The organism is Streptomyces sp. A0642 (genome assembly GCF_004795105.1).
Lineage (GTDB): Bacteria > Actinomycetota > Actinomycetes > Streptomycetales > Streptomycetaceae > Streptomyces.
Genome location: NZ_SSBL01000004.1, coordinates 307,800 through 334,562 on the forward strand (window position 1 = coordinate 307,800; position 26,763 = coordinate 334,562).

The 26,763-nt window shown below is 67.0% G+C and carries 19 protein-coding genes and 3 pseudogenes; 9 read left to right on the forward strand and 13 right to left on the reverse strand.

The genetic code is table 11. The features are described from left to right. The first annotated feature begins 12 nt into the window (after positions 1–12). Positions 13–1,062 carry a DUF4238 domain-containing protein gene (locus E6R60_RS10785; RefSeq protein WP_168713579.1) on the forward strand — a complete coding sequence of 350 codons (1,050 nt, stop codon included), beginning with the start codon at positions 13–15 and terminating at the stop codon, positions 1,060–1,062. A gap of 88 nt (positions 1,063–1,150) precedes the next feature. On the opposite strand, the gene E6R60_RS10790 is transcribed toward E6R60_RS10785, so the two are convergent. Further along, positions 1,151–1,417 (reverse strand): hypothetical protein, encoded by a 267-nt coding sequence (locus E6R60_RS10790; RefSeq protein ID WP_136326252.1) that lies wholly within the window; start codon positions 1,415–1,417, stop codon positions 1,151–1,153. Between the two features lie 107 nt (positions 1,418–1,524). On the opposite strand from E6R60_RS10790, the gene E6R60_RS10795 reads away from it, so the two are divergent. Together E6R60_RS10795 and E6R60_RS10800 are read left to right on the forward strand one after the other, a co-directional pair. Then, the gene (locus E6R60_RS10795; protein ID WP_136326253.1) at positions 1,525–2,673 is read left to right on the forward strand and encodes a hypothetical protein; all 1,149 of its coding nucleotides are present in this window, start codon (positions 1,525–1,527) and stop codon (positions 2,671–2,673) included. Between the two features lie 269 nt (positions 2,674–2,942). Beyond that, positions 2,943–4,049, forward strand: a complete 1,107-nt coding sequence (locus tag E6R60_RS10800) for a hypothetical protein (RefSeq protein WP_136326254.1) — start codon at positions 2,943–2,945, stop codon at positions 4,047–4,049. Between the two features lie 297 nt (positions 4,050–4,346). On the opposite strand, the gene E6R60_RS10805 is transcribed toward E6R60_RS10800, so the two are convergent. Beyond that, positions 4,347–4,862 carry a DUF6420 family protein gene (locus tag E6R60_RS10805; RefSeq protein WP_136326255.1) on the reverse strand — a complete coding sequence of 172 codons (516 nt, stop codon included), beginning with the start codon at positions 4,860–4,862 and terminating at the stop codon, positions 4,347–4,349. An 84-nt stretch (positions 4,863–4,946) separates the two neighbouring features. Further along, complete coding sequence (locus E6R60_RS10810) at positions 4,947–5,300, reverse strand: hypothetical protein (protein WP_206309371.1); 354 nt, start codon at positions 5,298–5,300, stop codon at positions 4,947–4,949. Positions 5,301–5,633: 333 nt separating this feature from the next. Here E6R60_RS10810 and E6R60_RS10815 point away from each other — a divergent pair, with 333 nt between their 5' ends. After that, the gene (locus E6R60_RS10815; protein WP_136326408.1) at positions 5,634–5,897 is read left to right on the forward strand and encodes a hypothetical protein; all 264 of its coding nucleotides are present in this window, start codon (positions 5,634–5,636) and stop codon (positions 5,895–5,897) included. Positions 5,898–5,995: 98 nt separating this feature from the next. Here the strand turns inward: E6R60_RS10815 and E6R60_RS10820 are convergent, their stop codons facing one another. Together E6R60_RS10820 and E6R60_RS10825 are read right to left on the reverse strand one after the other, a co-directional pair. Next, the gene (locus tag E6R60_RS10820) at positions 5,996–7,261 is read right to left on the reverse strand and encodes a competence protein CoiA family protein (protein ID WP_136326256.1); all 1,266 of its coding nucleotides are present in this window, start codon (positions 7,259–7,261) and stop codon (positions 5,996–5,998) included. A 165-nt stretch (positions 7,262–7,426) separates the two neighbouring features. Continuing rightward, positions 7,427–7,981, reverse strand: coding sequence for a helix-turn-helix domain-containing protein (locus tag E6R60_RS10825; RefSeq protein ID WP_136326257.1), 555 nt, complete (start codon positions 7,979–7,981; stop codon positions 7,427–7,429). 161 nt (positions 7,982–8,142) lie between these two features. Here E6R60_RS10825 and E6R60_RS10830 point away from each other — a divergent pair, with 161 nt between their 5' ends. Next, complete coding sequence (locus E6R60_RS10830) at positions 8,143–8,535, forward strand: IS5 family transposase (RefSeq protein ID WP_168713580.1); 393 nt, start codon at positions 8,143–8,145, stop codon at positions 8,533–8,535. 404 nt (positions 8,536–8,939) lie between these two features. On the opposite strand, the gene E6R60_RS10840 is transcribed toward E6R60_RS10830, so the two are convergent. The 4 genes from E6R60_RS10840 to E6R60_RS36990 all read right to left on the reverse strand — a co-directional run bounded on the left by E6R60_RS10840 (position 8,940) and on the right by E6R60_RS36990 (position 20,051). Further along, positions 8,940–9,320, reverse strand: a complete 381-nt coding sequence (locus tag E6R60_RS10840; protein ID WP_136326259.1) for a hypothetical protein — start codon at positions 9,318–9,320, stop codon at positions 8,940–8,942. Continuing rightward, on the reverse strand, positions 9,317–15,862 hold the full coding sequence (locus tag E6R60_RS10845) for an RHS repeat-associated core domain-containing protein (protein ID WP_240802492.1): 6,546 nt from the start codon (positions 15,860–15,862) through the stop codon (positions 9,317–9,319). Before E6R60_RS10845 ends, E6R60_RS10840 begins: the two co-directional genes overlap by 4 nt. A 155-nt stretch (positions 15,863–16,017) precedes the next feature. Beyond that, positions 16,018–19,707, reverse strand: coding sequence for a LamG domain-containing protein (locus E6R60_RS10850; RefSeq protein WP_136326260.1), 3,690 nt, complete (start codon positions 19,705–19,707; stop codon positions 16,018–16,020). A 173-nt stretch (positions 19,708–19,880) separates the two neighbouring features. Beyond that, positions 19,881–20,051, reverse strand: coding sequence for a hypothetical protein (locus tag E6R60_RS36990; protein WP_206309372.1), 171 nt, complete (start codon positions 20,049–20,051; stop codon positions 19,881–19,883). 582 nt (positions 20,052–20,633) lie between these two features. On the opposite strand from E6R60_RS36990, the pseudogene E6R60_RS36995 reads away from it, so the two are divergent. Beyond that, a pseudogene (locus E6R60_RS36995) lies at positions 20,634–20,726 on the forward strand (integrase core domain protein); the annotation flags it as partial. Beyond that, positions 20,723–21,492: pseudogene (gene istB / locus E6R60_RS10865) on the forward strand (IS21-like element helper ATPase IstB). The pseudogenes E6R60_RS36995 and istB, both read left to right, overlap by 4 nt. Before the next feature lie 9 nt (positions 21,493–21,501). Here istB and E6R60_RS10870 read toward each other — a convergent pair. Then, positions 21,502–21,906, reverse strand: a complete 405-nt coding sequence (locus tag E6R60_RS10870) for a hypothetical protein (protein WP_240802493.1) — start codon at positions 21,904–21,906, stop codon at positions 21,502–21,504. Positions 21,907–22,002: 96 nt separating this feature from the next. Here E6R60_RS10870 and E6R60_RS10875 point away from each other — a divergent pair. Beyond that, a pseudogene (locus E6R60_RS10875) lies at positions 22,003–22,479 on the forward strand (transposase); the annotation flags it as partial. A gap of 16 nt (positions 22,480–22,495) precedes the next feature. Here E6R60_RS10875 and E6R60_RS10880 read toward each other — a convergent pair. The 3 genes from E6R60_RS10880 to E6R60_RS10890 all read right to left on the reverse strand — a co-directional run bounded on the left by E6R60_RS10880 (position 22,496) and on the right by E6R60_RS10890 (position 25,484). Next, on the reverse strand, positions 22,496–22,882 hold the full coding sequence (locus E6R60_RS10880) for a hypothetical protein (protein WP_136326262.1): 387 nt from the start codon (positions 22,880–22,882) through the stop codon (positions 22,496–22,498). Between the two features lie 185 nt (positions 22,883–23,067). After that, on the reverse strand, positions 23,068–24,261 hold the full coding sequence (locus E6R60_RS10885; protein ID WP_240802494.1) for a hypothetical protein: 1,194 nt from the start codon (positions 24,259–24,261) through the stop codon (positions 23,068–23,070). Between the two features lie 191 nt (positions 24,262–24,452). Continuing rightward, on the reverse strand, positions 24,453–25,484 hold the full coding sequence (locus tag E6R60_RS10890; protein ID WP_240802495.1) for a hypothetical protein: 1,032 nt from the start codon (positions 25,482–25,484) through the stop codon (positions 24,453–24,455). Between the two features lie 354 nt (positions 25,485–25,838). Between E6R60_RS10890 and E6R60_RS10895 the strand changes: the two genes are divergently transcribed. Further along, positions 25,839–26,402 (forward strand): SMI1/KNR4 family protein, encoded by a 564-nt coding sequence (locus E6R60_RS10895; RefSeq protein WP_240802496.1) that lies wholly within the window; start codon positions 25,839–25,841, stop codon positions 26,400–26,402. Positions 26,403–26,763 lie beyond the last annotated feature (361 nt).

The following is a 26,763-nucleotide window of genomic DNA, read 5'->3' on the forward strand; positions in this document are numbered from 1 at the left end:
GGGGAGGGTGGGATGGGGGCGAACACTTCCAGGGAGCACCACCTGGTGCCGAAGTACTGGCTGCGGGCGTTTGCCGAGGACGGACACGTACTGGGGCGGTGGCGCAGCGGCGCGGAGTATCGCACTCCCGTGCGGCGCGCGGCGGTGGCTCGGGACTTCAACACCGACCCCCTCACGGACGGCGAACGGCGCGTGGCGTTGGAGACCTATCTGGATCACCATGTCGACGGTCCGTGCGCGCCGGTTCTGCGCGCCGTGCGTGAGGGACGGTGGCCGCTGGGCGGGGCGCGGCATGCTCTCGTGCTGGACGCGCTGGCCTGGCAGGTGGTGCGCACGCAGGCGTTCAGGTCCTTCGACGAGCAGGTCGGCCGGCAGCTCTTTCCGGCTTTGTGGGCTTCGGAGGCAGTGGGTTTCTGCGAGGAACGGCTGGGGCGGCCGCTGTCGGACGCGGAGCGGATGGAAGTGTTCTGGTCGGCCGTACGGACGGCTCCTGGCCCTTCGGTGGTTGCTGACCCGCGTTCGGCGCTGCGCGCCATGATCCGAGCTTTCGAGCGCACCCGCGACATTCTCACCGTCCCGGGCCGTCGACTGGTTGTGCTGCGTTCGGCGGAGCCGTTGCTGGTCCTGGGCGACAGCGGTGTGGCCTTGCGTCGCAAGGACGGCACCTTCTGTCTCACTCCCCCGCTGCTGCCCGAGACGGTCGAGGTCTTCGCTCCGCTGTCACCGACGTGTCTGCTCATCTCCACACCCCGCGGGCACTACCGGCCGCATCAGGGGCTCACGCGCAGGATTGCTGCCAAGGCCAACGCCGGGGCAGCAGCATGGTGCCAGGATGCCGTCTACCGGCTCCCGTCCATGCCCTGGCCCGCCCGGCTGCGACTGGCCGGCGCACCGCTGGAGGTCCGGGCGCCGCGGCTGACCGCTGTACCCACCCAGCAGCAGCCCGGCCCCGCACCGGCGCATCCCGAGATCCGCCGCAGCGAGCTGCGCGCCCTCCTGGACCAGTTCACCTTCACGCCTGCTGATCAGCCATCGGTCCCTGGGGCATCAGGGCGCGCGTAAGCGGTGGCCGGAAGCGGTCGGCTCACGCCGGGGCGCGCTCTGTCCCAACCGGCAGACTCAACTCGTACGGCGCAGGTGGCGGGGCGGGTCAGCCGCGAGGTGTGTACCAGGGCACCAGGCGCAGCAGGAGGTCGAGGGTGTGGCGGGCTGCTGTGCGGGTGGCGGTGGTGGGGGCGAAGGCTGAAGCGAGGGCGAGGGTGGCGGTGATCGCGCCGAGCGCCGCGGCTAGGACGAGCAGGAGCCACCTGAGGTGGCCGGCGTGGTGGAGGCTGCCTGCGCCGAGCAGGGTGAGGAACGCGGTGGTGAGTGCGGTGGCTGTTCTGATTCGGGCGCGGTTTCGGGGGACGCGGGTCATGGTCGGGCTTCTCCTCGTTGGTGCGGGCACCGGGTGGTGCTGAAGCCCAGTGAGCCAGATGTGGAATTCCACGGGAAATGGCACTTCTCGGGGTTGTAATGGTGGGCATGGCACGAGGAGCTCCGGGTCCGGCTGATCAGCAGGTGGTTCGTGAACTGGCCACGCGCGGGATGCTGGTGACGGCCTCCCAGTTGGAGAGCTGGCGGCGGGCTGGGCTGTTGCCACGTCATCGGCGGCGGGGTCTGGGGCGGGGCCGGGGATCGGTGGTGGACGCCGTCGATCCGGTGGTCATCGAGAGCGCGGCGGCGCTGGCCCGGCATCTCCGCCAGGGACGTAATCGGCTGCTGGCCATGCTGGACTGGTTCGCCGAGGCCGGCATGCCCCAGCAGCCCGGGGCGGTGCAGGTTCCGGAGCCGCCGGTGGACGCCGTGCGTGAGGCTCTGGTGTGGGTGCTGCGCGGAACGGTGTCGCACCAGCTGATAGAGGTCGCGCGGAGCGCGGCCACGGCGGGTGACGAGGCGCAGGACGCGTTGTATGCGCTTGCCAGGCGGATGATCGGATCCCGGGGACACCGCGGAGTGGCGCATCCTGCGTTGGTGCGCGCGGCACTTCTCGCCGATGAGGACGTGCCCGAGGGGCCTGAGTTCCAGGGGATGGTGCATCTGGTCGCGGCGATCGGTCTGGGAGCGCAGGAGGTGGGGGCGGACGCCTTGGCCGAGGCGTTCGGCGCCTACGGAATGTTCGGGCTGACCGTCGAGGACTGGGCTCGGATGCTGGGCGCGGCCGAGCGGGGCGAGGGGCCGCCGGTGGACTGGGGGCTGCTCCAGCAGCACGCGGACATCCTGGGGCCGGTTCGGCGGGCCAGCGGCGAGGAACTGATGCGGGCGCGGACCGTCCTGGTCGGGCTGCGGGGGTTCTACGCGATGTACATGATGCACGCGCTGTTCATGCCGGACACACCCGGACTTGCCGCGCTACGGGACCTGATCGACTCATGGTGCATGGGCCCCTTACTGGCCCACATGATCTCCCTGAACCCCTCCCCCAGACAGTTCGCCGAAAGCCTGACAGCCTGCATCGACCCGCTCTTCGACCAGCTGTACGAGGCGCTCACGACCCAGCTCGCACAAGATCCGTACATCTTCCGTATCCCAGGTGACGAGACAGGGGCGGCCGGCTTCATGGAGACGTGGATGAGCACGCTTCGCGAGCAGGCTGCTGCGGCTGGGAAGGAACCGGACGGCAGTGAGGGGTGAGGACAAACCTCGTGTGTTCGGGCAGCGCTGAGCAGTGCTTCGCGCAACCGCAGGACGGGGGCTCTGTGCGGGTGGTCGGTCATGGTTCCTGCAGCCCGGGCGAGGCGCAGGAGGCCAAGGGTTCTCCATCTGGGGCCGGGTTGGGGAGGCGGCGGGCGGTCGCTAGGAGGGGCACGGTGACTGGTTGCACCCCTGGGAGCAACACATCACCCACTGGCTCTGTCCGGCACCAGCCTCAGTCGTTGCTGCCGGGCGTGGACAATGGCGCTGTGCCACTGACCGGAGAGAAGTACACGCGGCTCACGCAGCAGCAGCCCAGTGCGGATGACGAGAGTCATGGACGGTGGGTCGCCTGCGACGAGTCGGGGTGGGACGGCGAGCAGCTCGTCGGCAGGCAACGCCGGTTCCTGGTCTTCGCTTCGGTCGCCGTCGATGACGTGGAGGCCGCAGTGTTGGTGCAGGCCCTGCGAGAGCGGGGCGGCATCCGCCAGGCGGGGGAGCTCAAGTTCCGCCTTTTCAAGGACCATGCGCAGAGGCTGTCCTTGTTGCAGGAGTTGTGGGGGCCGGGCGGTGCGCTCCACGACAGGTGCTCGGTGTACGTCGTGGAGAAGGAGTACGCGGCCTCGGCCAAGGTGATCGACCTGCTGCTGGAGGAGAAGGAGTACGCCGAGGGAGGCAACCTGTATGCCGATGACCAGGCCCGTGCTCTGGCACGCACCTTGGCCCTTGAGGGGCCGCGGGCCCTACGGGGTCCTTTGTTCGGGGATCTGATGTCTGCGTTCGTGGCACTGGCTTCCCAGCGGGGAGCAGCCCGCCATGAGGAGGCGTCGGAGGCGTTCTTCACGGTGATCGAACGGGCTTGGGCGGCCTCGACGCGCAAGCAGGTCACCGAGTTGCTGGCACGGCTGCGTTCCACTCGGGCCTACGCTGCGGCCCTGCACAACGAGGGCGCGGATTTCCCTCTGCTGGAGATGCTCATACCCGCAGCAGCCCAGACAGCTCGTCGCTGGGGTCACCGCCTCGGTCGTGTCAGCCTGCTCACCGACGAGCAGCGCATGCTCACCGACAACGCCCTGAGCACGGTGAAGCTCTACGCCCGGAGCCCGGTCGGGATGACCCTGTTCACGCGGGAGCGCGGCGCTGATGTCGCGGGCGTCGTCCGCGGCTCCAGCTCCGACCACCCCTCTGTCCAGCTCGCCGACCTGCTGGCCGGGGCGGCCGCGGCCGTCACCGAGCGCCACGCCGGCAACGACTCCTCCGCCGCGTCGGCACTCTGGCCCGCCGTTGTCTCCTTCGTCGACACCTCTTCCCTGTTGCCCTACAACGATCCGGCTGCCCAGTTGCGCACGGTGGACGAGCGGCTACCACGCCGCTGACCTTCTGCCGGCGGAGGCAGTACGGGTGCCGATGCGCGAGAGGTGGCCGCGTGTCGCCGGACAAGGCGACCGGCTGCGGACCACCGGGGATGAGCACCACGACGACTCCGCCCGCTCGACGTCACGTTCCTGCTGCACGCAGCCGAACTGCTCGACGGTGCTACGTAGGTCGACGACCTCGGACCGCTGGACGACGCTGGCGCCTGGGGGGCCGGCGGCGGGCGTGTACTGCCGCAGCTTGAACTGGCGTCGGCTGTCGAGCGTTGCTAGTGCGGGACCTACTGGCCGGACCTGGGTCTAACGGTCCTGACCGGCCGCCGCCTGGTCTTCTCCGTCCAACTTCTCAGCCGGGCGGACAGGCCCGAAACGGGCCTCGGCCTCCTCGAGGAGTCGACCGGCCGGGGTGAGATCGCCCAGCTCGACCGCAAGCACGGCGCGCACGAACGTGGCAAGCGGGATGCTGCCGGTGCGCACCTCGAAGCAGCGCATCACCCCGTCCGAGAACGCCGGCCGGTGGCGGCATCCCGCATGGACGCAGTAGCCCGCGGTGGCTAGGGCGAGCCGCCGGAAGGCTGCGTCCTTGTCCGGGGTGCACTGAGCTGGGCAGCCAAGGTGGTCCAGTGTGATCCGCAGATGCGCAGAGTTCCTCTCGCTCTTGCGGATGGTCAGGCGTCCGCCTCCGGGCGTGATGTAGCGCCCGGCTTCCACCGGGGCGTACGGATGGATCAGCGGCAGCTTCACCTCCGATCCGTGCAGGACGGGCAGCCCGTCGTACTCGATGTACGGGCCTGCGGCGCCGCGGTCCTCGGTCATACCGGTTCTCCTCTCCCCCGCCTCGTCGGCGGGCTCGTGGTCGGGGCCGCTCCAGGACCAGCGGCTGGAGCCGTTGCGGTCGGCTCAGCAGGTCTGCGATGCCGGCACACGAGTGGAGGCGGCGGGTTCTCTGGGATCCGGGAGGGTGACGGCTCGCTGGAGTGCCTGGCGCAGGTGCCACAGCGTCACGGCCGGCAGAAGTCCGCCGAGGCGGTCAGCGGCTCTCAGGTGACCCACCGCAACCGCCAGTTCGGCCCTGGCGCCGGAGCGGGTGGTGTCGTGAAAGGGCGCTGCGGCGCCGTCCAAAAGGTCGGCCAGCTCGACCACCCCGGGGTCCTCCGGCACCTGAGCGCCACAGCGGGTCAGGGCGTAGCTGAGCTCGATGATGAGGCGGCCGCGTGCGCCGGCCAGCCGTGCTGAGAGATCCCCGTTGATCACAGGTGCATCCTCTCGCATATCCGGGACGTGGAGGGAGCGTTCGGCAAAGGCACTCCTGAGCAGGGCTCGGCCCACGACATCCGCACACCACACATCGCCCGGTGGTGAGCTGTCGGCTCGCTGCCATGGCCGCGGCCGCAGACGATGCGCGTCCCTCCAGGAGGCGTAGGCGCGTGCGTAAGCGGGCGCGGGCGGACAGCATGGCCTTTGGGGGTGAGCGCTGCGGCGAGGGGCCGACGCGCTGCCGGGCGACGGCGAGTGGGCAGTGATCGAGTCTGTCAACTCCCCTACCTTGAAGCAGAGTTCGAGCTCTACGCTCACGAAGTGACGTACATGAGCTGGTCGGACCTGCTGCGGCAGGGGACGGCGGACCCCACCTTGACCTTCGCCCGCGAGAAGTGGGCCCAGCCGGGAAAATTCGTGTGGGTGGCCCCCCGGGAGACGGTCACGGCCCCCACTGGGAAGGCATACCCGCTCTGCGCCACGGTGTACTTCAAGGACGCCGACGACGTCGTTAAGCCCTACCAGCCGAGCATGGACGGGATGACGGAGGCCGCCGACTGGTACGTGGGCGTCTCCGGCCAGCCGCCTGAGTAACGCGGCAGTCGCCCTCGCCTCCGGTCGCAGGACCAGGGCACCCCGGGCGACCGTGACGTCGGGTCGGTCGGCCAGTGCAGGCACGAGGAGTGGTGGGTTCATCCGGGCCGGTCTGGTCCCGCGACCGGATCCAAAGCTGGGTGGATGCGTTCGAACATGCTGCGTCCGGTGCGGGGGTCCAGCACGGCGACCCGCAGCGGCACCCGGGCGGCGGCCTGGAGGCGGGCGAACCAGGTGTGGTCAGGGACCAGGATGGTGAGCTTCTCCGGCCACCGGGTAAGTGCTGCGGGGTCAGGGCAGACCACAGCGGCCAGGGCGTATCCGGCGTCCGTCCCCCGTGGCCGGGCGTGGACCAGGAGGCCGTTGCCGTAGCGGCGGCTCTCTTCCCCGTACACGATTGCCTTGCCGGAAGCGGAGCGGACCAACCGCGTGAAGGTGTCCCAGGCCGTGGGGTCGAAGCCTGTGCGCAGGAAGAACCCTGTCAGCCGTTGTATCTCGGCCTGCCGCTCCTGCAGATCTGCCTGCCGGTCCAGGGCCCGCTGCTCGGCGGCCAGGCGGCGCCGATCTGCGGCCGCGGTCTCTGCACGGCGGCGCTTCGCGGCGGCCTCCTGGTCGGCGGCGTCGGCCTCCATCCGGGCACGGGCCAGCGCCCGTTCCTCGTAGGCGGGCGCCGTCCACCAGACCGTGCCGTTCACTGCCGTGTGGACGCGCACCCGCCCTTGGAGGATCCACGCGAGGGCGTCGCCGAGCGGGCAGGTGATGTGCTCCCACTTCGCTTTCCCTTTCGCCGTGCGGGGCGACCAGGTGTAGCGGGCCAGCCCGTGCCGCACCGTCCAGGATTCACCTCTCCCGGCTGCGGCGCGGACTCTGAGCGTGGGCACAGCGCGCGCCCAGGGTCGGTCCTGCAGGCCGACCCAGCACACCGCCACCCCGTCGCGCGCGTAGCGGGCGGTGCGCATCCGCGCCTCGTCCGGCGTCATCGGCGACAGCTGGGCCTCCAGCGCCATGAAAGGCCGGCCCTGTTCGTCGAAGACCAGCACGTCGGCCCGCCAGTCCCGCAGCTCACTGCTCACCTCCAGCTCCGCCCGCCACCCGGCGGCGCGGGCGGCCATGGCCAGCTCCAGCTTCAAGAAGTGATGCTCCTGCGACTCGTTCGCCAGCTCGCAGTCCAACGGCCGCACCTGGTGGTAGAAGTGGCGCAGGCCGTGCTGGGAGGCCCGGGCGAAGACACTCCCGCCGCACTCCGGGCATGCCAGCCCCAGCCCCTTGACCCGGTGGACCTCCGCCCAGGTGCGGCCGCACCCCAGGTCGTTCAGTGACGCGTCCAGCCGGCCCCAAACCGGATGCACAGCGGTGTAACCCATCAGTCCCCCTCTGACGCCCATCGGCGTCCCCAGTGTCCCCACGCCGGACCGGCCCCGGGCCCGAATTCCGGAGATCGGGCCGAACCCGGTGCAGTAGCGGACAGCTGCGGAGCCGGGGGCCTGGGCGGGCCAGTCTGGCGCCGCTCCGCCCCGGTCCGAGCTCGGTTACAGGTCTAATTCGATGTGTTCGAGGTCGGTGAACTCCACGAGGAGTCCGCCTGCCCGGCGGCCGCCGACGCGGAAGTACGTCTCCTGGAGGGCTTCGGCGGCGATGTTCTGGAGTTGCTGGTCGGTGGCGCCTTGGTCGCGGGCCTCGAAGAGGCGGGCGGCGTAGGTGGGTGGGAGGGCGACGGTGAGGTGGCGCAGGCGGGCGTCGTCCGTACTGCCGGGGGCGGCGGTGTAGCCGAAGCGGGCACGGGTGTCGATGATGATGCCGTGGGCGGTGGCGGCCTTCTGTTTGGCCTGGGCTCGGATCCGGGGCTGCCAGCGCTTGTTGACCTCGCCTTCCAGGCGGGTGGCGAGGTCCTTGCGGGGCGTCTTGATCTGATTCTTGACGTAGCGTTCGACGGTTCGCTGGCTGATGCCGAGCTGCTGGGCTGCGGCTCTCGTGGATTTCAGCTGTCGGACGAGGTAGCGCATGCGGACGCCAGCTGACTTCGGGGCCGGGCGCGTGAACGTCTTCTGGACGGCTTTGTCGAGCCCGTCGGCGAGCTGTCCCATCGGTTCTCCCTACTCCCCGTTGTCGGTGCGGGTGACGTGGCCGTCCTTGATGCACCGGGCGAGGTTCTCGTCCCGGCCGTACTGCTCGTGGATGCTTTCGGCCCCCAGGGTGCTCTAGGGCGTTTCCTTCGGATCATCTGATCGTTGGTTGATGTGTGTCGTTGACTGACGCCCAGTGGGCGAGGATCGAGCCGCTGCTGCCGGACCGGACTCCGAAGCGGGGCGGGCGGTGGCGGGATCACCGGCAGGTGATCGACGCGATCGCGTTCAAGTACCGCACCGGGACACCGTGGATGGACCTGCCCGAGCACTTCGGATCGTGGAAGGGCGCTCATAACCGGCTGCGGAAGTGGGCCACCGACGGCACCTCGGAGAAGGTCTTCACCGCGCTGCTTGCCCAGGACGACGCCGAAGGCGACCTTGACTGGGTCGTCGCGGTCGACTCCACCGTCGTTCGCGCTCATCAGCACGCTGCCGGGGCCCGTCAAAAGGGGCCCGGCCGGCAATCGTGCTGGTTCGCATGCGCCACGACCCGCGCACCCGCGACTACGTAGCACGACGCACCCAAGAAGGACTCAAGACGAAGGACATCTTCAGATGTCTCAAGCGTTTCGTCGCGCGCGAGGTCTACCACTACCTCACCAGCGCATTCAGCGGAGCACCCCGACTGTCTTCCACAGCTTGACGATCTATAGAAGCTTCAGAGTCAAGTAAGCCCTAACGAGGTGAGCGCGACGGAAGGGGGCTTTGGAGCCGGCACCGGATTTAGCCGCCCCGGCAGCCCCCGGCCTGACCATCTGACCTGCCTGTCCAGCAGCACGACATCCCGAGTTCAACCTCGATACTGCCACCTTCACGAGAAGTGGCCAAGCGATCAATAGGAGGGAGTAAGCAAGCCAGACAAAGGCGAATGCGGCGGCTTCAAGAGAAGAGATCTCCTGAAGCCGCCGCGCCATTGCTAGTCGGACTGGGTGATGGGGTCAGCAGTCAGAATCGCGTCGCGTGTCGTTTCGAAGACGGCCTCTGCCTCGGGATCGCGTTCCATCATGCGCTCCCAGAAATCTCCTTCGATCCATCCCTTCGGTCCCATACTCAGGCCGCCTTGCGGATAGATCTCCACGCTCCACTGCGGAGGAATAACGTCTGACACCTGCTCGAAATACCTGCCGCTATACAAACCGGCGAGGTCGCCAGGCGAGTGTTCGATCCTCAGGGAAGAAGTGCCGTCACTCCGTACATGCAATTCGAGTACGGCGCACTCCTGACCTGGAGAGAAGTGAAATCTGCCATCAATGGGATTGGCGGGCGCGTCCGCGGCACCCAGATATCGAACTCTCATTCCTTTACACCTCCACCCATTTTGGCTTTGTAGTCGTAGTAGTAAATTTCTTCAGTCACTTCATTTCGGTAGAAATGAATATCGATAGTCCCAGGGCGGCCAGGAGTATTGACTCTCGGAGTGGCATACTTGCCCCACTGTGAGGCGCCGCCGTGCGCCTCGAAGTATTCCTTTAGGTGAGCGTTACCCATCTTGGATCCTTCCATGATTTTCGTGGAACGCGCAATAGTATCCGCAGAGAGGTTCCCCTCCTTGGTGAACATGCTGGCTGCTGTTGCAGCATCGGCCTCGTACGCTAGCTGTTCCGCGAGCCGGACCCCTTTAGCGGCGTTCGCCGCGCCGTCTGGCCTAAAGGCAGCGGCGGCTCCACTGCTAGCTACGCCAGCCCCCACTACCGCACTTCCGCCAGAAGCGCCACCGGTCGCCATTTCTGCGATCTCTGCGGCACATATGGGAGCCGCAATAAGGCAGCCCTCTCCCACGGCGACGGCCACTGGGGCGAGAACCACAGCTGTGGCCACGACGGTGATGACGCCTAGCACGGCTTTCTGCCATGTTGCGAGCTTGCCTGTGTCTGGCAGGTCGTTGGCGGTGGGGTCGTAGTGGGGATTGGTTCCCATGGCCCAGCAGGCGTTGCAGTAGCCGTCGTCCCGTTTGGGCTTCGGATCAGGTCCCTTCTTGAACACGATCTTCGTTGTGGTTCTACCAGCGGTCTGGTGAACCGTCGTGGTCATGGACCCGCTTCCGGCAGAGCCGTCTTGCTTGGCGTACTGGAAGGTTTTAGTAGTGGTCTTCGTGTAAGACCAGTCCCAGCCGCCCTTGTCGTTGAGCTTCCAAGTTTCGGTCCCGCCGTTGCAGGAGCTCGATGCGCCGCCACATGCTCCATCGGGGCGGAGTCCGGTGGGGTCAGACATGGTGACGGGGGTGTTGTTGGCGTATGCGTAGCCGTTAAGGGACTCATGGTCGCCGGGTGCGAGGACGGGGTCGACGGAGAGGAAGCGTCCGATGACCGGGTCGTATTCGCGGGCACCGATGTGGGTGAGTCCGGTGTCGGTGTCGGAGGGTTTACCGAGGAAGCCCTTGTCGTCAGGCCAGGCCGTCGGTGTAGTTCCGCGGCTCTCGCCGAAGGGCTTCATGTATCGGCGGGTGATGGCCTGGCTGGTGGCATCTACCGTCATCGAGGCGGTGCCGTGGTGGTCGTCGACCATCCAGGACAGGCCGGTCTCGGTGCGGACGGCGGTGGCATCGCCGGCCGGGTAGTAGCGCTGGGCCGTGAACTTCTTGGCGGTTGTGTCGTAGTGAAGTTCCTGGCCGCCCAGGTAGAGGACGGTCTTGACGGGGCCGCGGCGGACGAGGAGCTCGCCGTTGGCGTCGTAGAGGTAATCGGTGGTTTTGGTGCCCTCGGTGAGGCGGGTGAGTTCTCCTTCGATGTCCCAGGTAAGGCTCTGCGCGGTGCCGGTGGGGCTGTAGCGCTTTGTGGTGTTGCCCTGCTCGTCGTAGGCGTAGGTCTTGGCAGTGCCGCTGTTGACGGTGACGGAGGTCAGGGTGTGGGGTTGCCCGGTGCCGTTGGTGTTGACGGCGGGGTAGCCGTAACCAGTCTTGGTGTCGCCGGTGGTTTTGTGGTCAATCTGGGTGTCGCGCAGGCCGCCGGGCTTGTAGGTCCAGCTGGTCCAGTAGGGAGCCGGTCCGCCAAGGGCGGAAACCGATCGGGTAGCGGCGCAGTCGTTGGAGGACGGGGTCCAGGCTTCGGTCAGGCGGCGGTAGCCGTCATAGGCGAAGCACTGACTGTCTTTGCCGTTGGCGTTGTCGGTGATGGACTTGATGTTGCCGGAGGCGTCGTAGACGTAGTCGGCGTCGCTGGTGTAGCCGGTGTTGGTCTGGTCGACGGTATGGGTGTTTTCCAGGCGGCGGGTGCCGTCTTCATAGCGGTTGAGGATCTGGAGCTGCTTGGCGCCGGTGGAGGTGCCCAGGCGGGTCTCTTCGATCTCACCGTATGGGGAGTAGCCGATGTTCTGGACGTAGTCGGTCATGCCGTCGGTGCCGGTGAGCATGCCGAGGGCGTTGTAGGTGTTGACCACGGTCTCAGCCGGCAGGCCAGCCACCGCAGGCAGCGAGGTTGACTGAAGGGTGCCGTCGATGTTGTAGGCCGTGGAGGTCGTGAACGTCTGGGGCGCACCCGCGACGACCAGGTCGTCGCTGGCGGCGATGACGGTCTTGGTGCCCTTGGGGCGGCCGAGTACGTCATAGCCGGTGGCGACCTGGGAGTAGATCTTGCCGGTGGTTCCGCCGACGTAGCGGATCGCGGCGGTCGGTTGTCCCTTGGCCAGGGAGTCGTAGGTGAACTTCGTCAGCTGGTGTGCGTTGTCCTGCGTCCCGTCCCAGGTGCCGGTCTTGCGGCCGAGCTCGTCGTAGTCGGTGATCAGGGTGCGGGAGACGCCGTTGCGGGTGGTGGTGACCGTCAGCGGCTGGTCGCCGTCGTTGTACGTGGTATCGATTTTCCCCTGATCGGGGTCGGTGGATGTGATCTTGCGACCGCGCAAGTCGTAGCCGTACGTCCAGACCGCGCCGTCCGGGCCGGTCATCTTCTTGAGCTGACCGCCCGGCGTGTACTCGTACAGGGTCCGGGTGTAGTCGCTGCCGGTCGGGGCGGGCCCGCTGTATTCACGGCGCTCAGTGAGTCGCCCTCGGGCGTCGGTGATGCTCAGGGTGCCTGTGCCGCCTGCGGCGGCTGTGGTGGTGGTGCGGTCGCTCTGCTGGTCGGTCTTGGTGCGCCACTTCTCCTGGTCATAGACCCGGAAGATCGAGTCGGTGGCGCGTCCGGCGGCGTCAAAGATCGTCTCGGTGGAGGCGGGGGTGGAGCCGGGGTAGGTGTTGGCCAGTGTGCCCGAGGGTGCATTGTTGTCGTGGATCTGGCTGTTGGAGATGTATGCCAGGCCGCGGTCGTCGTAGAGGGTCTCGGAGATCACCCGGCCGCCGTTGGGTGCGGGGAGCTGTTTCTGGCGGGAGCGCAGCAGGCTGTCAAGGATTTCGTAGGAGCTGTTGTAGGTCTTCCCGTCGGCCTTGAGCGCGTCCGTGCGGACCCAGGTCTCCTTGTTGTTGTTGACGCTGTAGGCGTAAGCGACGGTGGCGGCGTCGCCGAGCGCGCGGGAGCGATCCGGCTTCCAAACCGATACCAGGCGGCCCAACGCGTCAAGGGCCCATTCGGTGATGTTGCCATTGGCGTCGGTGGTTTTGGTGGCAGTTCCCCAGGCGGGATCGACGACGGTGGTGGAGGTGAAGAGTTTGGGGTCGGTGGTGGTCTTCGACGTCAGCGGGCCGTATCCGGTGTCGTCGGGCACGTAGGTGGTGCTGATGGTTCGGTTGAGAGCATTGGTTGCTGTGGACGGGCGGCCCAGCTTGTCGTAGGTGGCGCTCGAGACCTGCTGGTATGCGGGCTTCTTGTCGAGTTCGCCGTAGCTCGCGACTCGGTAGGAGGCGGTGATGTCCCCCGTGGTGGGTGCCGCGCCGACCGCCTGGCCGTCGTAGGCCATGGTGATGTCAGAAATCACGTCGTCGGGAATAGCCGGGGTAACCGTGCAGGAAACTGAGAATGTCTCTGTGCGCGAGACCTTGTTCACGAGCCAGGCGGAGGTGTTGCGGGCGTAGGTGGTCCGCACGCACGACTCGTCGCCGGTGGTGGCGATGTCGCCGCTGTCTTCCACGGTGATCGGCATGCCGTACGTGGTGTCGTACGTGGTCTTCTGCTTGACCGTGCGGGTGCCGGTCGAGGTCTTGGTCCGGGTGACCGCCTCGTCGGCCTGGACCATCCAGGATTCCGTGGTGCCCCAGCTGTAGGTGTGGCTTCCGGTCTTGTGGGACCAGGGGGTGTTGATGGTTCGGCTGATCTCCTCAGTGCCGTTGTAGGCGAGGGTCTCACGGACGAAGCCGGTGTACTGGCGGGCGTCGTCGATTGCCGTGCCGGTGGAATCCGTAACCTTTTCCACGCGTGCGGTGCCGTCGAGTTCCTTCTCTCCGTTCAGGCCGCGCATGTAGAGCGTGGACTTCTTGGAGCGGGGGCCCTCGGAGTCCCCGGAGGTCTCCACGACCTTGCCGTAGCCGCGCCACTGCGACCATGTGCGGTTGGAGGCCTTGGTCAGGCCCTCGTCGTCGGAGTAGCCCCAGCCGGCGTCGCCCTGGTAGTCGTAGTACTTCTCGGTGGTGTCGCCGTGGCCGTAGGGGTCGTCCTGGAAGACTGAGGTGACCACGAATTTGTGGAACCAGTCGGTGACCGGGGTCGCTCCGGACTGGGACCACTTGACTGGGAAGCAGCGGCGGGTGTTCTTGTCGACGCTGCCGGGCATGCTGGTGCCCCAGATGCAGTCGTAGTCCGAGTAGTTGGCCGTGAGAGTCGATCCGGTTTCAGACTTGATGGTGCGCACGCGCCACTTGATGTATTTCAGGGTGTCCGGGCCGCTGCCTTCGACGTGGTTGGACAGCTGAAAGCCGCCGAAGTAGACGGCGGGCATGGCCGCTGTGGTGGTGTTGGCCTTGCCGGTGTTCTTGATGGACTTCAGCCACAGGCTTGCCGAGGAGGCGTCGCCCGTATTGGGGAAGTCATGTTCCAGATGCCAGGTGTCTACGTCGCGGCGAGTGGTGCCGGTACCGGTCCACACCGAGGTGGTGATGTCGGTAAGGCGCATGCGGGTGAAGAAGGAGGGGCCGATCTGGGTGCTGCACTTGGTGCTGGCGGCACAGATCATGTCGAAGGGCACGTCGGGCCAGTTGGCCTTGGTGGTCGCCGTCAGGCTGGTGCAGCCGCCTGTGGTGACGCAGCGCTCGGCGTAAGCGAAGCTGACCTGCTGGGAGGCGGGCTTGGTGTAGATGAGGTCGCTGCGCTGGCCGTAGTCGATGCGGTCGAGGTGGCCGCCTCGAGTGTAGGCGGTGCCGTTGACGGTGGTGTCGGCGTTCTGGGAGTAGTAGTTCGTCTCCTTGCCGTACCAGTAGGTGGAGGCGTTGTTGTGGGTGTCCACGACGTAGTCGAGGTTCCAGCGCCATGCCTGCAGGCAGGAGGAGTTCGCGAAGCCGGTGGACTTGTAGCAGGGCTCTCCGGCGTCGTCACCGAAGACCGGCACGGTCCAGACAGAGTTGGTGACGGCGTCGTCGTCAGCAGTATCGGTGGTGCCCTTGTTGCTCCAGCCGGGCATCTGGTGCTTGCCGAAGAAGTACTGGATGCCTGAGGCGTCGGTGACCTTCCAGTACTCGGTGTTGTCGTCACCGTTGCCGGTTGCGCCCGTCAGGTGCTCGACTCGGGAGCCGTCCTCGTTCTTGACCTTCCACGAGCCGCCGGACGCCTGCGACAGAGCGGCGGTGTCGCAGGCCGTCTTGTCCGCACACGGGTTGACGAGTTCGACGGCCTTGCCGTTGAGGACGAGTGTCGCGTTGGCGTACTTCCAGCACAGGTCGCCCTTGCCGGACTGGCCGTCGTCCTTGCAGGAGGCGTACTTGCGCTCGATGTAGGACTCGGTGATCGAGAAGCCTTCACCGATCACCGAGGTCTGGTTGTTCTCCCCGGCCGTGCGGCCATCCACGGATGCGGAGTTGTAGGAGATGGACAGGTTCGGGGAAGGGCCAGCCGTCGCGGGGGGAACCCGCAGCGGGTAGTTCCAGGTGAAGTCACCCGTGCTGCCGCCGGCCTCCCAGGTCGCGGTCGGGGACAGCGGGGTGGAGGAGTAGTCACCGCCGCCACCGGAGCTGTCGGCAGTTGCGGCCAGCAGCATCGGTGTACCGGCAGCGAGTGCGCTGGCGGAGACAGCACCTGTCAGGGTCTGGGACTCGGTGTTGTTGTCCGCGCCCGCCAATGGGGTCTGGGTGCGGCAGGACTGCTTCTCCGGGGTGCTCAGCGCACATGCCGGAAGGGTCACCAGGCGCAGGCGGGGGCCGAAGTTGCCGCCATAGACGTCGTTGAACGAGGAGTAGTCCAGGGACAGCCGGAGCTTGTCGCGGTCACCGGCAGGGTCCTTGGATGCTGCTCCGGCCGGGTCGACGGTGAGCAGGACGCCGTTGACGCCTGCCTTCTTCGCCTCCGTTTGAGGGTGGACGCTGAGCGCCACTTCCTCGGCAGGGCCGGTGGCCTTGGTGGCCTGTGTCTTACTCTTCGCGTGCTTGGATGCCGGGGCGGCGGGCTCCTGCGCCAGTTCGATGGCGAGTCCGCCAACGGTGACAGCGGACCCGACGGTCGAGGCGACCGCGGTTGTGGCCTTCCCCGGCTTCGGCCAGGAGGCCTTCTTCAGCCGCTCACGGGTCTCTCGGAAGGCGGCAGCAGCCTTGTCTTTCGGGGCTTTGGACGTGCCGGGCTTGAGCACACCCACCTTGTCGATCTTCGCGGTGGGCCGGTCCTCCAGGCGCTTGTGGGATGACGAAGACTCGGCCCGAGCGGCGAAGTCGTAGCCCGAGGGAACAACGACTTGCGGCAGGAGCGACAGGGAAGCGGCGAGCGCGCCACGGGTGAGCCAGCGGCGTATGGCCGTCCCTGGCAACCGTGTGCGGAATGCTGATGAAGACACGTGAGGTCCCGGTTCTCGGAATGGGGTAGGAGGTACTCGCGCGGCGTCTGCGCCAAAGCACCAGATCTCGACGGCACGCCGGGGTAGACGCGCAGGGTGTTTCGAGCAGAACGGGGCAGGACGGGCAAGAACGCCCGTCCTGCCCCGTTCTCCTTCTACTGCTGTTCGGTGTTGCGCCGGTTGGCGATCATGTCGGTGGAGGTGGCTCCGGCCCAGACACGGACGCTGTCAATCCTTCCGGGGAAGTAGCGCGCGGCGGCGCCGTTGATCTTTGCCCGGCCGATCTCGAACGCTCCGCTGCCTTGCCAGGGTGCCAAGTACGGCGTCCCCTCCACATCACCCACTGGAGCGTTGTCGACGTAGAGCTTGAGCCGACCGAGTTGAGACGTGTCGCCGGGGTCAGCTTCCGCCTGTGCGTCGTAGACGACGCTCAGCATGACCGGCGCATCCAGCGTGGCGGTGGTGAGAGCGTTGGACTCACTCTTGGTCCATACCGCGCCGGTGCCGTCCTTGTCGGGTCGGCCGAACGTCCACCGTCCCTGGGTGCTGCCGGCCGGCTGTTCGTACCAGACTCCCCAGGAGGACTGGCTCGTTCCCGACTGGCCGAACACCTGCACCGCGTACGACTTGGTGGTGTCGGCGAGCTTGGCCGGGTCCAGCGTCACCCAGGCGGTCGCAGTGAACGAACCGGATTCGTCGACGACGGGCCCGGTGGCAGTGGCATACGCGCTGGTGCCGTTCAGGGTCATGGTCTGCTTCGTCGTGACCTCTTCACCGATCGTCGCGTCGCCTGTGGTGACCTCCGTGAGGGCAGCACCGTTGAGCGTCAGGTTCCGCCCGTAGCCGCTGGTGTCCTTGACCAGCGAACCGATCGCGTTGGTTGTGTCCGTGGCATCCCATTTGGCGACGAGGGCCGGAACGGGGTCGCCTGCGGTGCCGTCGCTGATGTCCTCGTCCTCCAGCCAGGCGTCGTGGGTGACCTCGGTGTCCGCGAGCGCGCGGGACCAGACCTTGACCTCGTCGATGGTTCCGGCGAAGTTCTCCGCTCCAGCTGTCTTGTACCAGAGCCGCCCGACCTGCAGGCCGCCGGATGCCTTCCACGGAGTGGTGGTGAACGGCACCGGATCACCCTGGGGAACGCCGTTGACGAAGAGCTGGAGGGTCCGCGCTGCCGCGTTGTAGACGCCTGCCAGGTGGGTCCAGGCGTTCAGGACCGGCGGTTTGGTTCCGAACGAACGGGTGATCACGGGATCGACGACATCCGTCTGGTGCCGGTTGAAAATCCACGCATCGGAGTAGCTGGAGTAGTACAGCTGGAAGCCGGAGGCATTCGTTCCCGCCTGGGACAGGACGGTGTAGTTGGCGCCCTTCTTCTCCAGCCGCGCCCAGGCCGAGACGGTGAAGGACTTGGTGGTGTCCAGTACTGCTGCGGAGGTGGAGAGGTAGGCGCTCGTGCCATTGAACTTCGCCGCGCCGGCGCCACTGCGGCCCCGGGCATCCCAGGCTCCTGCGGAGGATGTGAGCGGGTGCTGGGTGGCGGCAGTGGAGTCGGTGAGGGTGTTGTCCAGGTGCCAGATTCCTGAGGGCTTCTCAGCGCCCTTCACCAGGAAGCTGTAGTAGCCGGTGAGCGAACTGTGCGCGGCCGCGTCATAACCCCAGACCTGGATGGTGTTCTCACCGGCCTGATTCGGCGTGATCGTCAGGGTGGTGGCCGCGCCCTTGGCCACACTGATCGGGGCGGAGACCGCGCCGCTGTTCAGCTTCCACTTGTAGCTGACGACGTCCGACTGAATGCCGGCCGTGGTGGAGTTGGTGTCTGCCGGGGTGAAGGTGAACTTACCCGACGTTCCCACCCCGCCCGCGGCGGGACTGCTCTCGGCCGGCTGGTAGACGCCGTCGGCGCTGGTCACCGCCGGAGGTGGCGGCGAATCGGTGTCGACCCGGAAGTAGCACCAGGACGACCAGTCCGAGTTCAGAATGCCGGTGGCTCCCCGGTCCGTCTTGTAGTACGCCTGCGTCATCACACGCATCCGGTAATCCGTCTGCGCCGGCAGCGCACTGGAAGTGGCGTCGCGGATGGCGTTGTCAGCCACCCAGGCACCGTCCGGAGAGGCCACCGACCACTTGCGACTGGAGCCATTGGCCGTCCACACCTCGAACATGGCCCGCAACTGGGCATTGGCACCATCGGCCGACTGCACCATCGCCAGCATCTTCGGCGTCGTGTCACTGGTGGTGAAGGGCGCCGTGGAGGCATTGCACGCCCGGCCGGTGGTGCCCTGCTGGACGCCATAGGAGGTCGGCTTGGCCGGGTAGGAGATGTAGGTCACCGACAACTTCGCGTCATTGCGGAACCGCGCCCAGGCGCCTGCGTCGCCCTCGTCGTGGGCGCTCAGCGCGAAGGTGATCTGCGGTTCCTTGTTCTTGGCATACGACGCCAGGGTCGTCGTCAGGTTTTCATTCGTCTCCTCGGCCGCATTATCGCTGAATCGCACCCAGTCCGCCGGCTGCGACGGACTGCACAACGTGCCCCGCCCATACGCCACCATCCGATCGCCCATCAGGTCCACCGCAGTGGGGTGGGACGACCAGGTTGTGCTGGAGGAGATGCCCTTGTCGACACGGTTCAGGTCGTACCAGTGCGGATCGCAAGTGAACGTCCACGTCTGGTACACCTCCATCGTCGCGTCCAGAACCTGCTTGCCGTGGATCGACGAGAGCGGGTACTCGAAGTACATACGCTGGGTGTACGGGCTATTGGAACAGAGGTAGCCGGCGTAATTCGAGCAGCGCCCCACGCCTTTGTCCCCGCTGAACTCCCAGAACTTGTCGCCGTCCGAGGACAACGCTGTCCAGTCGCCCAGGGCAATGCCCTGGGTAGGCGGGTCGATGTAGAGCGGGAACACCGTGTCCTCGTTGAGGAGGAGCGAGGGATCGGGAGTGATCTCCAGGGTGGTCCCGGTGAGCTTGAGCGGGAGATCGGCCACCGCGTCACCAGTTCCGGGGCCTTCCGAGGGCGCTGGCTCGCCCCCCGCATCAAGCAGCGGGTCTGATCCCGCCCCATCCGGCGCGCCGCCCGCCGATACGTCAGCCGTGTAGGCAGTCCGGTCGAACTGCGCAGTGGTGGTAGTAGCTGCGGAGGGAGCGGCGGTGTCGCCGGCCGAGTCCCACATCCGTCCCGCCGGACTTTCGAAGACGGGGGAGCCGTCTGCGTCGCGGGCAACGAAGCCGCCGTCAGCCGTCGGGTTGAGGTCCAAGCCAGCAGCGGAGACCCTCATCCTGATCGTTGAGAGCGCCGGGTTCTTGGCAGCCTCGGGCGTCTTGACGACGAAGACCGAGGTGTAGCCGGAGCTCAATGAGGTCAACTGCAGATCGACATCGGGAAGGACTCCTGCGTAGGTAGCAGTGTTCCCCTTGAGCTGTGGCTCGGGGAGCTCGGTGGGCCAGCCGAACTCCAGCGTGTGTCCCGTCTCCTCCAGTCTGACGAGCCCGTCCCCGCTGCCGCCGCCAGAGAAGGTGAGCCGGGCCGTTGTGTTCTTCGCCCGGACAGAGCCGTCGGCTTCCCGTACGAGCGTGGTGTCGATGGGCGCCCACGTGCCGTCATCCGTGCGGGCACGGACCGGAGCCGCGTTCATCTCCTGAGTGAACGTACCGTCTGGGTTGGCGAAAACCTGAGATGAATCTGTCGTCGCCGCATCCACGGCCACCCGCTCACCGGTCTGCGCCGCGAGAGTACTCGCCTTCGACTCCGGAGTTCCGTCAACAGTTGCCGGGCGGGCCCCGCCGTCGGCGAGTGCAGGGGCCGCGCCGGCACCGATCACCGGAACAGCCCCTCCGACCAGCATGACGGCTATCGCCCAGCCCCGCGCCGTCTGACGCCAGCCATGCCGCCGTCTTTGTGTACCCACGCCCCACCCGCCACCTTTAGATGCTCATTACAAAAAGCTGTGAGGATCATGTGCTGATCACGTGCACAGGTCAACAGTGGCGTACATCACATTGACTTCTCCGTCCCAGGTCAGAGGGGTTCCGACCACAGGAGTGCGCCCGCGAGCAAGTGCTCAGGGAGGCCGAGTTCCCCCAGCAGCGCGGCGAACAGTTCTTCTTCGAACGCCTCCTGTGCGCGCAGCAGTTCCTCGATCCGGGGCTGCTGCGCCGCGGCTTGGACACCAACTGCTGCAGCCCACACCTGAGCGCTTTTGGCTGGGTTGGCACCTTTGCATCGAGCCCTGCGCGCTTGTGTCCGATGGCTTCTTCGAACTCGGAGGTGGCTATCCATACGCTCACGTCGTCCACATCCGCGGGATCCTCAACGAGGAGGGCAGCGGCGTTGTCCGGGTTGAGCCATGCCTGCCAGCGGTTCCCGTTGGTGTCCAGGCCGGTCGCGAGGGCGATGCTCCTCTCGGAGACGTCGGCGACTCAGGCCGGAGTACCGGACCCCGCCCTCCCGGGGCCACCGACCGCTCGAAGAACGACTTCGCGAACGCCTCGTGCCGTTGATCAATGATCACGTCAGCGAACCCGTTCCTCCACTCCCCCACCGGAGGCCCCTCAAGAGCCTCGCGGGCCTTCGCCCGCAGCCTCTCCCCGCGTCACGTACCGACAACCGGGGACACCGGGCGCTGCGCCACGTCGGAGAAGTCATCCAGCCGTACCGGCGGCCCACGTTCAGAAACCGATGCAGATGACCAGCCAGCAAGCAACGACGACCCCGTGGCTGCCCCACCGGCCCAAGGAGCTGGATCTGGTTCGGGAGCTGAACTGGCGTGCCATCGAGGTCGGCCGCCGACCGCTGTTGGTCTATGACGAACTGACCGGCACCCGCCCCTTCACCACCCACCGCACGACGGAGGAATCGTCTTGAGCGAGCTGACCGGCAACCGCATCCGCACCACGGCCGCCAAGCTCGGCCTGCCCCACCTGGCCGAAGCCGTCAACGAGTACTCCCGGCGGGCGGATGAGGCCAAGATGGGCTACCTCGACTTCCTCGACCTGGTCCTGTCCGAAGAACTCGCCGTCCGCGACGACCGCCGCTTCCGCCAGGGCCTGCGGCTCTCCCATCTGCCGCACCACAAGACGATCGATGAGTACGACTTCTCATTCCAGCCCGAACTCGACCCCCGCAAGATCAAGGACCTCGCGACGCTGTCGTTCGTGGAGGCCAAGGCAAACGCGGCTCTGCTCGGGCCGCCGGGAGTCGGCAAGACGCACATCGCCGTCGCCCTGGCGGTCGCGGCCTGCCGGGCCGGATACTCGATCTACTTCACCAGCCTCGACGACATGGTCCGCAACCTCAAGTCCGCAGACGCCGCCGGCCGGTTGACCAGCAAACTCGGCGCCTATCTGCGGCCGAGCGTCCTGGTGGTGGACGAGGTCGGCTATCAGCCTCTCGAACGCGCCGAGGCGAACCTGGTCTTCCAGGTGATCTCCAAGCGCTACGAAAGGGCTCGATCATCCTCACCTCGAACAAGACCTTCAGCGAGTGGGGCCAAGTCTTCGGCGACGAAGTCCTCGCCACCGCGATCCTCGACCGCCTTTTGCACCACTGCGAAGTCGTCGCCATCAACGGCCCCAGCTACCGGCTGAAGAACCGCCTCAAGGCCATCGAGCGCGAGACGGAAGTCGCCTGACCCGGAGTCTCAGGCCTGCCCCAGCTCCTCGCCCGGCGGGATGAAAGCGTCGGCGCTGTCGGCATCGTCAACGTGCCCGTGAGTATCCATCGTGATGGCTGTCGCCCGGCCCTGCGAGGTGATCAGCCACGCGAGCACCTGTTCCGTCAGCGGGGTATTTCCGGGGCCCTCGTCTTTCCAGTGCGCCCGCCACCCGCCTCCTGGCACTGCGGCTACGACCTGATCTGCCTTCTCCAGGTGGGAGAAGTCCTCGTAGTCCGTGACGGGGCGCATCGCGCCTCGCTTGGGGTCAACGACGAGGGCCGTTCCGGTCGCCGGGTCCCACGCCTCCACTCTCACCATGCGGCCGACCTCGGTCTCGGTGCCGTTGAAGATGGCGGTCCAGCCGGTCTGATTGAAGTAGCGAAGATCCACCGCCCCATTATCCCGCAGGGCACGACCGCGAATCGATGGCTACTTGCTCTGCACGTTCACCCGTACCTACCTCTGCACAAAAGTGAGTACGCCGACACCCACGGAGTCACCTACTTCCACGGCTGCTACTCGGTCGGCGACGACACCCTCTGGGGTGTCAACCGCCGCCACAAAGGAACTGCCCCGTCCCTGGCCGCGCTGCAATCGATCCGGGCCGCCCGACCGGACGGCGCCCCGATCTACGTGATCCTGGACAACCTGTCCGCCCACAAGGGCAGCAAGATCCGCCAGTGGGCCCGGAGGAACAAGGTCGAGCTGTGCTTCACGCCGACCAACGCCTCCTGGGCGAACCCGATCGAGGCGCACTTCGGGCCGCTGAGGCAGTTCACCCTGGCCAACTCGAGTCACCCCAACCACACCGTGCAGACACGCGAGTTGCAGCGGTATCTGCGCTGGCGCAACCAGAACGCTCGCCACCCCTCCGTCCTGGCCGCTCAACGGCGCGAACGCGCCCGTGTCCGCAGTGAGAGGGGCATTCGGTGGGGCGGTCGACCACTGGCGGCAGCGGCCTGAGGATCGCCGCTGCGGTCTACTCGGCCATCTCCTCGGGAGAACGACGGGTGATCTTCTTACCCTCTTCGGTCTCCACCAGGGTCACTGCACCGATCCAGTCGCCGTCCGGGTACTCCCAGTTGGCCGCATCTTCGAGGACCGCCAGAAGCTGATCACGAGGCACCGGCTCCCCGGGCTGGAAGCCCTGTTCCCCAGACGGCGACGTCCACGGCGCGACTCGACGAACCTCGATCCATCCACGATCGATGAGATTGAGCAAGATCCCTGCCAGCTCCGCCACGGGCCGGGACTGATCGGCATCATCGAGATCTCCCCAGACACCAGCCAGAATGTCGATCTCATACGAATTGACCATGAACGCTTCCTCGGACTTGGTCAACGCCTGCCACTCACGCTCGCTCATTCACCGATCATCGCAGGACACCCCGGCGATCGTTTCCGGTCACAGCACTAGCGTGCTCAAGGGCCACCTATCGCGCTCAGTCTCACCCGGTTGTGACTGAGCACGGTAGATGGCCCAGGTGGACAACTTGATGCTCAGCATCAGGCGGAGAACGCTATGGGTACGGGATGCGGTGGCGGGCGGCGTCATAGCAACGCGGCGATGCCGTCTCGGTTCTCCGGCAGCCCGGCCGCGCGGAACCACAACCAATTGCTGCCGATGCTGCCCGTCGCCTCGTCGGTGTCCACGAACGCCCGCAGCAGCGTGCGTTGCGCTGAGGTGAGCGAGTGGGCCGCGTCGTAGCCACCGGGGAAGGCCCTGAACAGGATCGGCCCGCTTTCGTAGTCGACGATGGATCTGTGGCCGGCGGCCACCATGGCGATGGCCACCGGTGCCACCTCCTCGAACGACGCGGCCAGATCCAGCGCGGAACGCAGCACGGTGAACCGGAACCACCCGTCGACCCCACGCAGCGGCTCGGGAAACCATCCGTCTGTGGTGCGGGGCTCCCGCAGCGCGTCGAGGAGCACGGCGAGAGCGCGAGGCCGTTCGACTCGGACGGGACCGAGCGCGGCGCAGACCCGTACGGCTGGGTCGGAGTCGGCGAGCAGGTCGGAGGTGTCCATCCCCCAAAGACTCAGCGCCCGCGCTACGGCGGATCGCTCCCGCCGACCCGTCATGATGCCCAGCCGGGCCCGCAGCAGCGAGGCGGCGCGCGGTACCCGGTCGGCGAGGGTAGGGGCCGAAAGGAGCGGCGTTGCGACGCCGAGCGCGGACTCACAGATCTGCGGGTCGGAGGAGGAGAGGAACGGCTCGACGGCGTCGTACAGGGCAGGACGGATGTCCCGGCACGCTTGCAGTGCGGCGAGCTCGTCGGGGTCGCGCTCGCCTCGCGTGTCCTCGTGCCAGGGCTGCCACTCCCAGTTGGCTCGGTCCCGCGCCGGGTCCTCCCCATAGGCAGCCGACTCGGCCACCCGGCCCAGCCAGTCGAGCAGGTCGGTCCGCAAGCTGCGCGGCGGCCCGTCGTCCCGCGGGAAGAGTCCCTCATGCTCGGCGAGGCACAGAGGATGGTCGAGGATCGCGGCGACAAACAGCGCCGCGGGCGCGGTGACCGTGTACAGAGAGCCCTGATGCAGCACGCCCATATCCAACGCGGCCAACGCCCCGGACCGCACCTCGGCATCCTCGTCCACGAGGGAGCACAAGGAGACGGGTATGTCCTCGCCGGAGCCGTAGGCGTGCCGGTGAGAAGCCCAGTCCGTCTCCAACAGCAGTTCTTGAGCCACTGCTGGCAACCCGCCCAGGATCCGCGTCATGCGGGCACTCTCGCTGTCCGTCATACACGCACCCTGCCAGCACCCACCGACAACGCCCCCTCTCGGAAGCGCAGCGAGGCCATCCACCGCCCACAGGGGCCAACTGGCGCGCTCAAAGGCCACCTATCGCGCTCAGTCACACGAGCCCACCAGTGTGACCGAGCACCGTAGTTGGCCCCACTGGACAACTTCGATGCACACCACAGACCGGTTGCTCAGAACAAGGAGTCCCAGAAGACCTCTTCCGGGTCAGGTTCTTCTGGGTGGAGCATGCAGCGTCTGCAGCGCAGGAGTCCTGGTTCATTGGTGCCCGAGGCGGCGCTCATCCACGGCAGGACCTCCATGGCGTGTGCGCGCTCGTTGTCGGCGAGGGTGTCGACGATCCGGCGGAGCTCCTCCGGTGCGGATTGGTCGGTGAGGCAGAGCCAGCCGACCGCCGCCGACAGACGGGCTTCGGGGGCCTCCGCCCGGTCGTGCCACCGTTCGCGCAGCCACGTGACAGTCGGCGGGTGCGGGTGGGCCCGCGTGATCTCGGCGGTGGCCAGGAGCAGGGCGGCGCGGACCATGGCGTTGCCTTCGGTGGCGAATCCGTTGGCCAAGGCAGTCCGGATGGTGTGGGCGGGGTCGGCGGCGGTCGCCAGGACGTAGGCGGCGTCGACGCGGACGGTCGGGTCGGAGTCTCCAAGAAGGGGCAGGAATGCGGTGGTGGCGGTGGTGATCGTGGCTCGGGCGGCGGCCACCGACCAGCCGGCCGGGTAGCCGGTCATCTCGTAGCCGTAGTCGTCGTGGGTATCGGGGGCGTGGCGCCGGGGCTCGTTGCGGTGGAGGAGGAATTCCTCGCGAGAGGCGACGCCGTGGTGCCTGGCACGGGCGGGGCCGGACAAGACGGCGAGGGCGGCGGTGCGGTGTGGGTGGTGGGCGTTGATGGCGAGGGGAATGAGGAACGGCACGGCGAGGGCGGCGGCGGCCCGGCTGTCGTCGGCACACAGACCCCACAGCACACCCGTCGCGTCCACGACCGGTTCGCCGCCAGCGCACAGGAGGGAAAGCGCCTCCTGGACGTCGCGCCCTTGGGGGAAGTTGCCCCACGGGACGGCCTCGAGGTCCAAGCCCTGTCGGGGATCGGACAGGATGCCGGCCACCACCGTCCGCACGTCGAACGGATCCCCCGAAAACGAGGCCAGGTCCGCCCCGTCCGTCACTTTCCGGCACATCGCGAACGTCGGATCGGTCCGCCAGTCCTTCACGTCACACCCCAACCATCGAATCCCCGGAACTTGATCATGGCTGGCCCGGCGCCCCACCGGAAGCCTCTCGGCGGGAATCCAGCGGCTCGTACGGGCCACCCATCATGCGCAAGGGCCAACCGGAATGCTCAAGGGCCACCTACCGAGCTCAGTAACAGCCCTTGTGACTGAGCGCCGTAGGTGGCCCCACCGGCCAGGTGCGCGCTCGGCGACCGCCGGACAGGCGCAGCTCTTGGCGTACCGGGGTCTTCAAGCTCGATGGTCGGCTGCTTGGGCCGGGCTCCGCTGCGGGTCCTCGCATGGCCGGCCGACTCCCCCACGGCTCCCGGTGGGTTCTCCGGTAGCGTCCGATCCATGATCGCCCTCGATGCGCTTGTCCGTCTCTGCCAGCCGCCGGTCGATCCGCCCCCCGCAGTGGACTGGGCGCATGCCGAGTCGGCCCTCGGTACGGCGCTGCCCGCCGACTACAAACAGCTCGTCGAGACGTACGGCGACGGCATCTTCGACGAGACGATCTGGCTGCTTGTACCGGACTCCGCCTACGACGACTGCGACCTACACGCGCAGACGGCGGAACGGGACGAGATCCTGACCGAATTGTGGGAGTTCGAGGACAAGCCAGCTGGCCTACAGGAGGCGGGAGCGAAGGTCCTGCCGTGGGCATTCGAGGAGGGCACAGGGGCGTTCCTGTACTGGCTCGCGCGGCCTGGTCAGCACCCCGACGAGTGGACGGTGCTCTACAACGAGGGGCGCGGCCCCCTGTGGGAGCATCACGACATGGGGTGCCTGGCCTTCCTGCTGGCGGTGCTCACCGGAACGGCGAAAACGGAGTACTTCGGCCACCTCTACGAAGTGCTGAAGCCGACGGAGCACCGCTTCGCGACGGCCGACCAGACCCTTGGGGCGACCGGGCAATGACGCCGCCCACCGCTCTCGATCACCTGTCTCGCCACTGACACACCAAAATGAGCGCCGTACTTGGCCAGACCGGCCAGGTACGGCGCTCAGTCACAACCAGTCCCAAGGCCGGTGGTGATCGCATCACGAGTCGCGTGTTCGATTTAAGTTCGACTACTGTGGAGATCCAGGCGACGGGTTTAGGATGATTTGGGATTGTATGGTCGGAGGGTGTGATGAGTGGTGGAGTACATCTGCAACTGGAGCGCCGACGGGTTCGTTCCGCTGCCCCGTACGGGAGTTGCGGCTGTTCATGCAGGTCGGAGGCGCGGGCAGAGCCTTCACTCGATCGTGTGGGGATCTGACGATTACTCGTAGATTC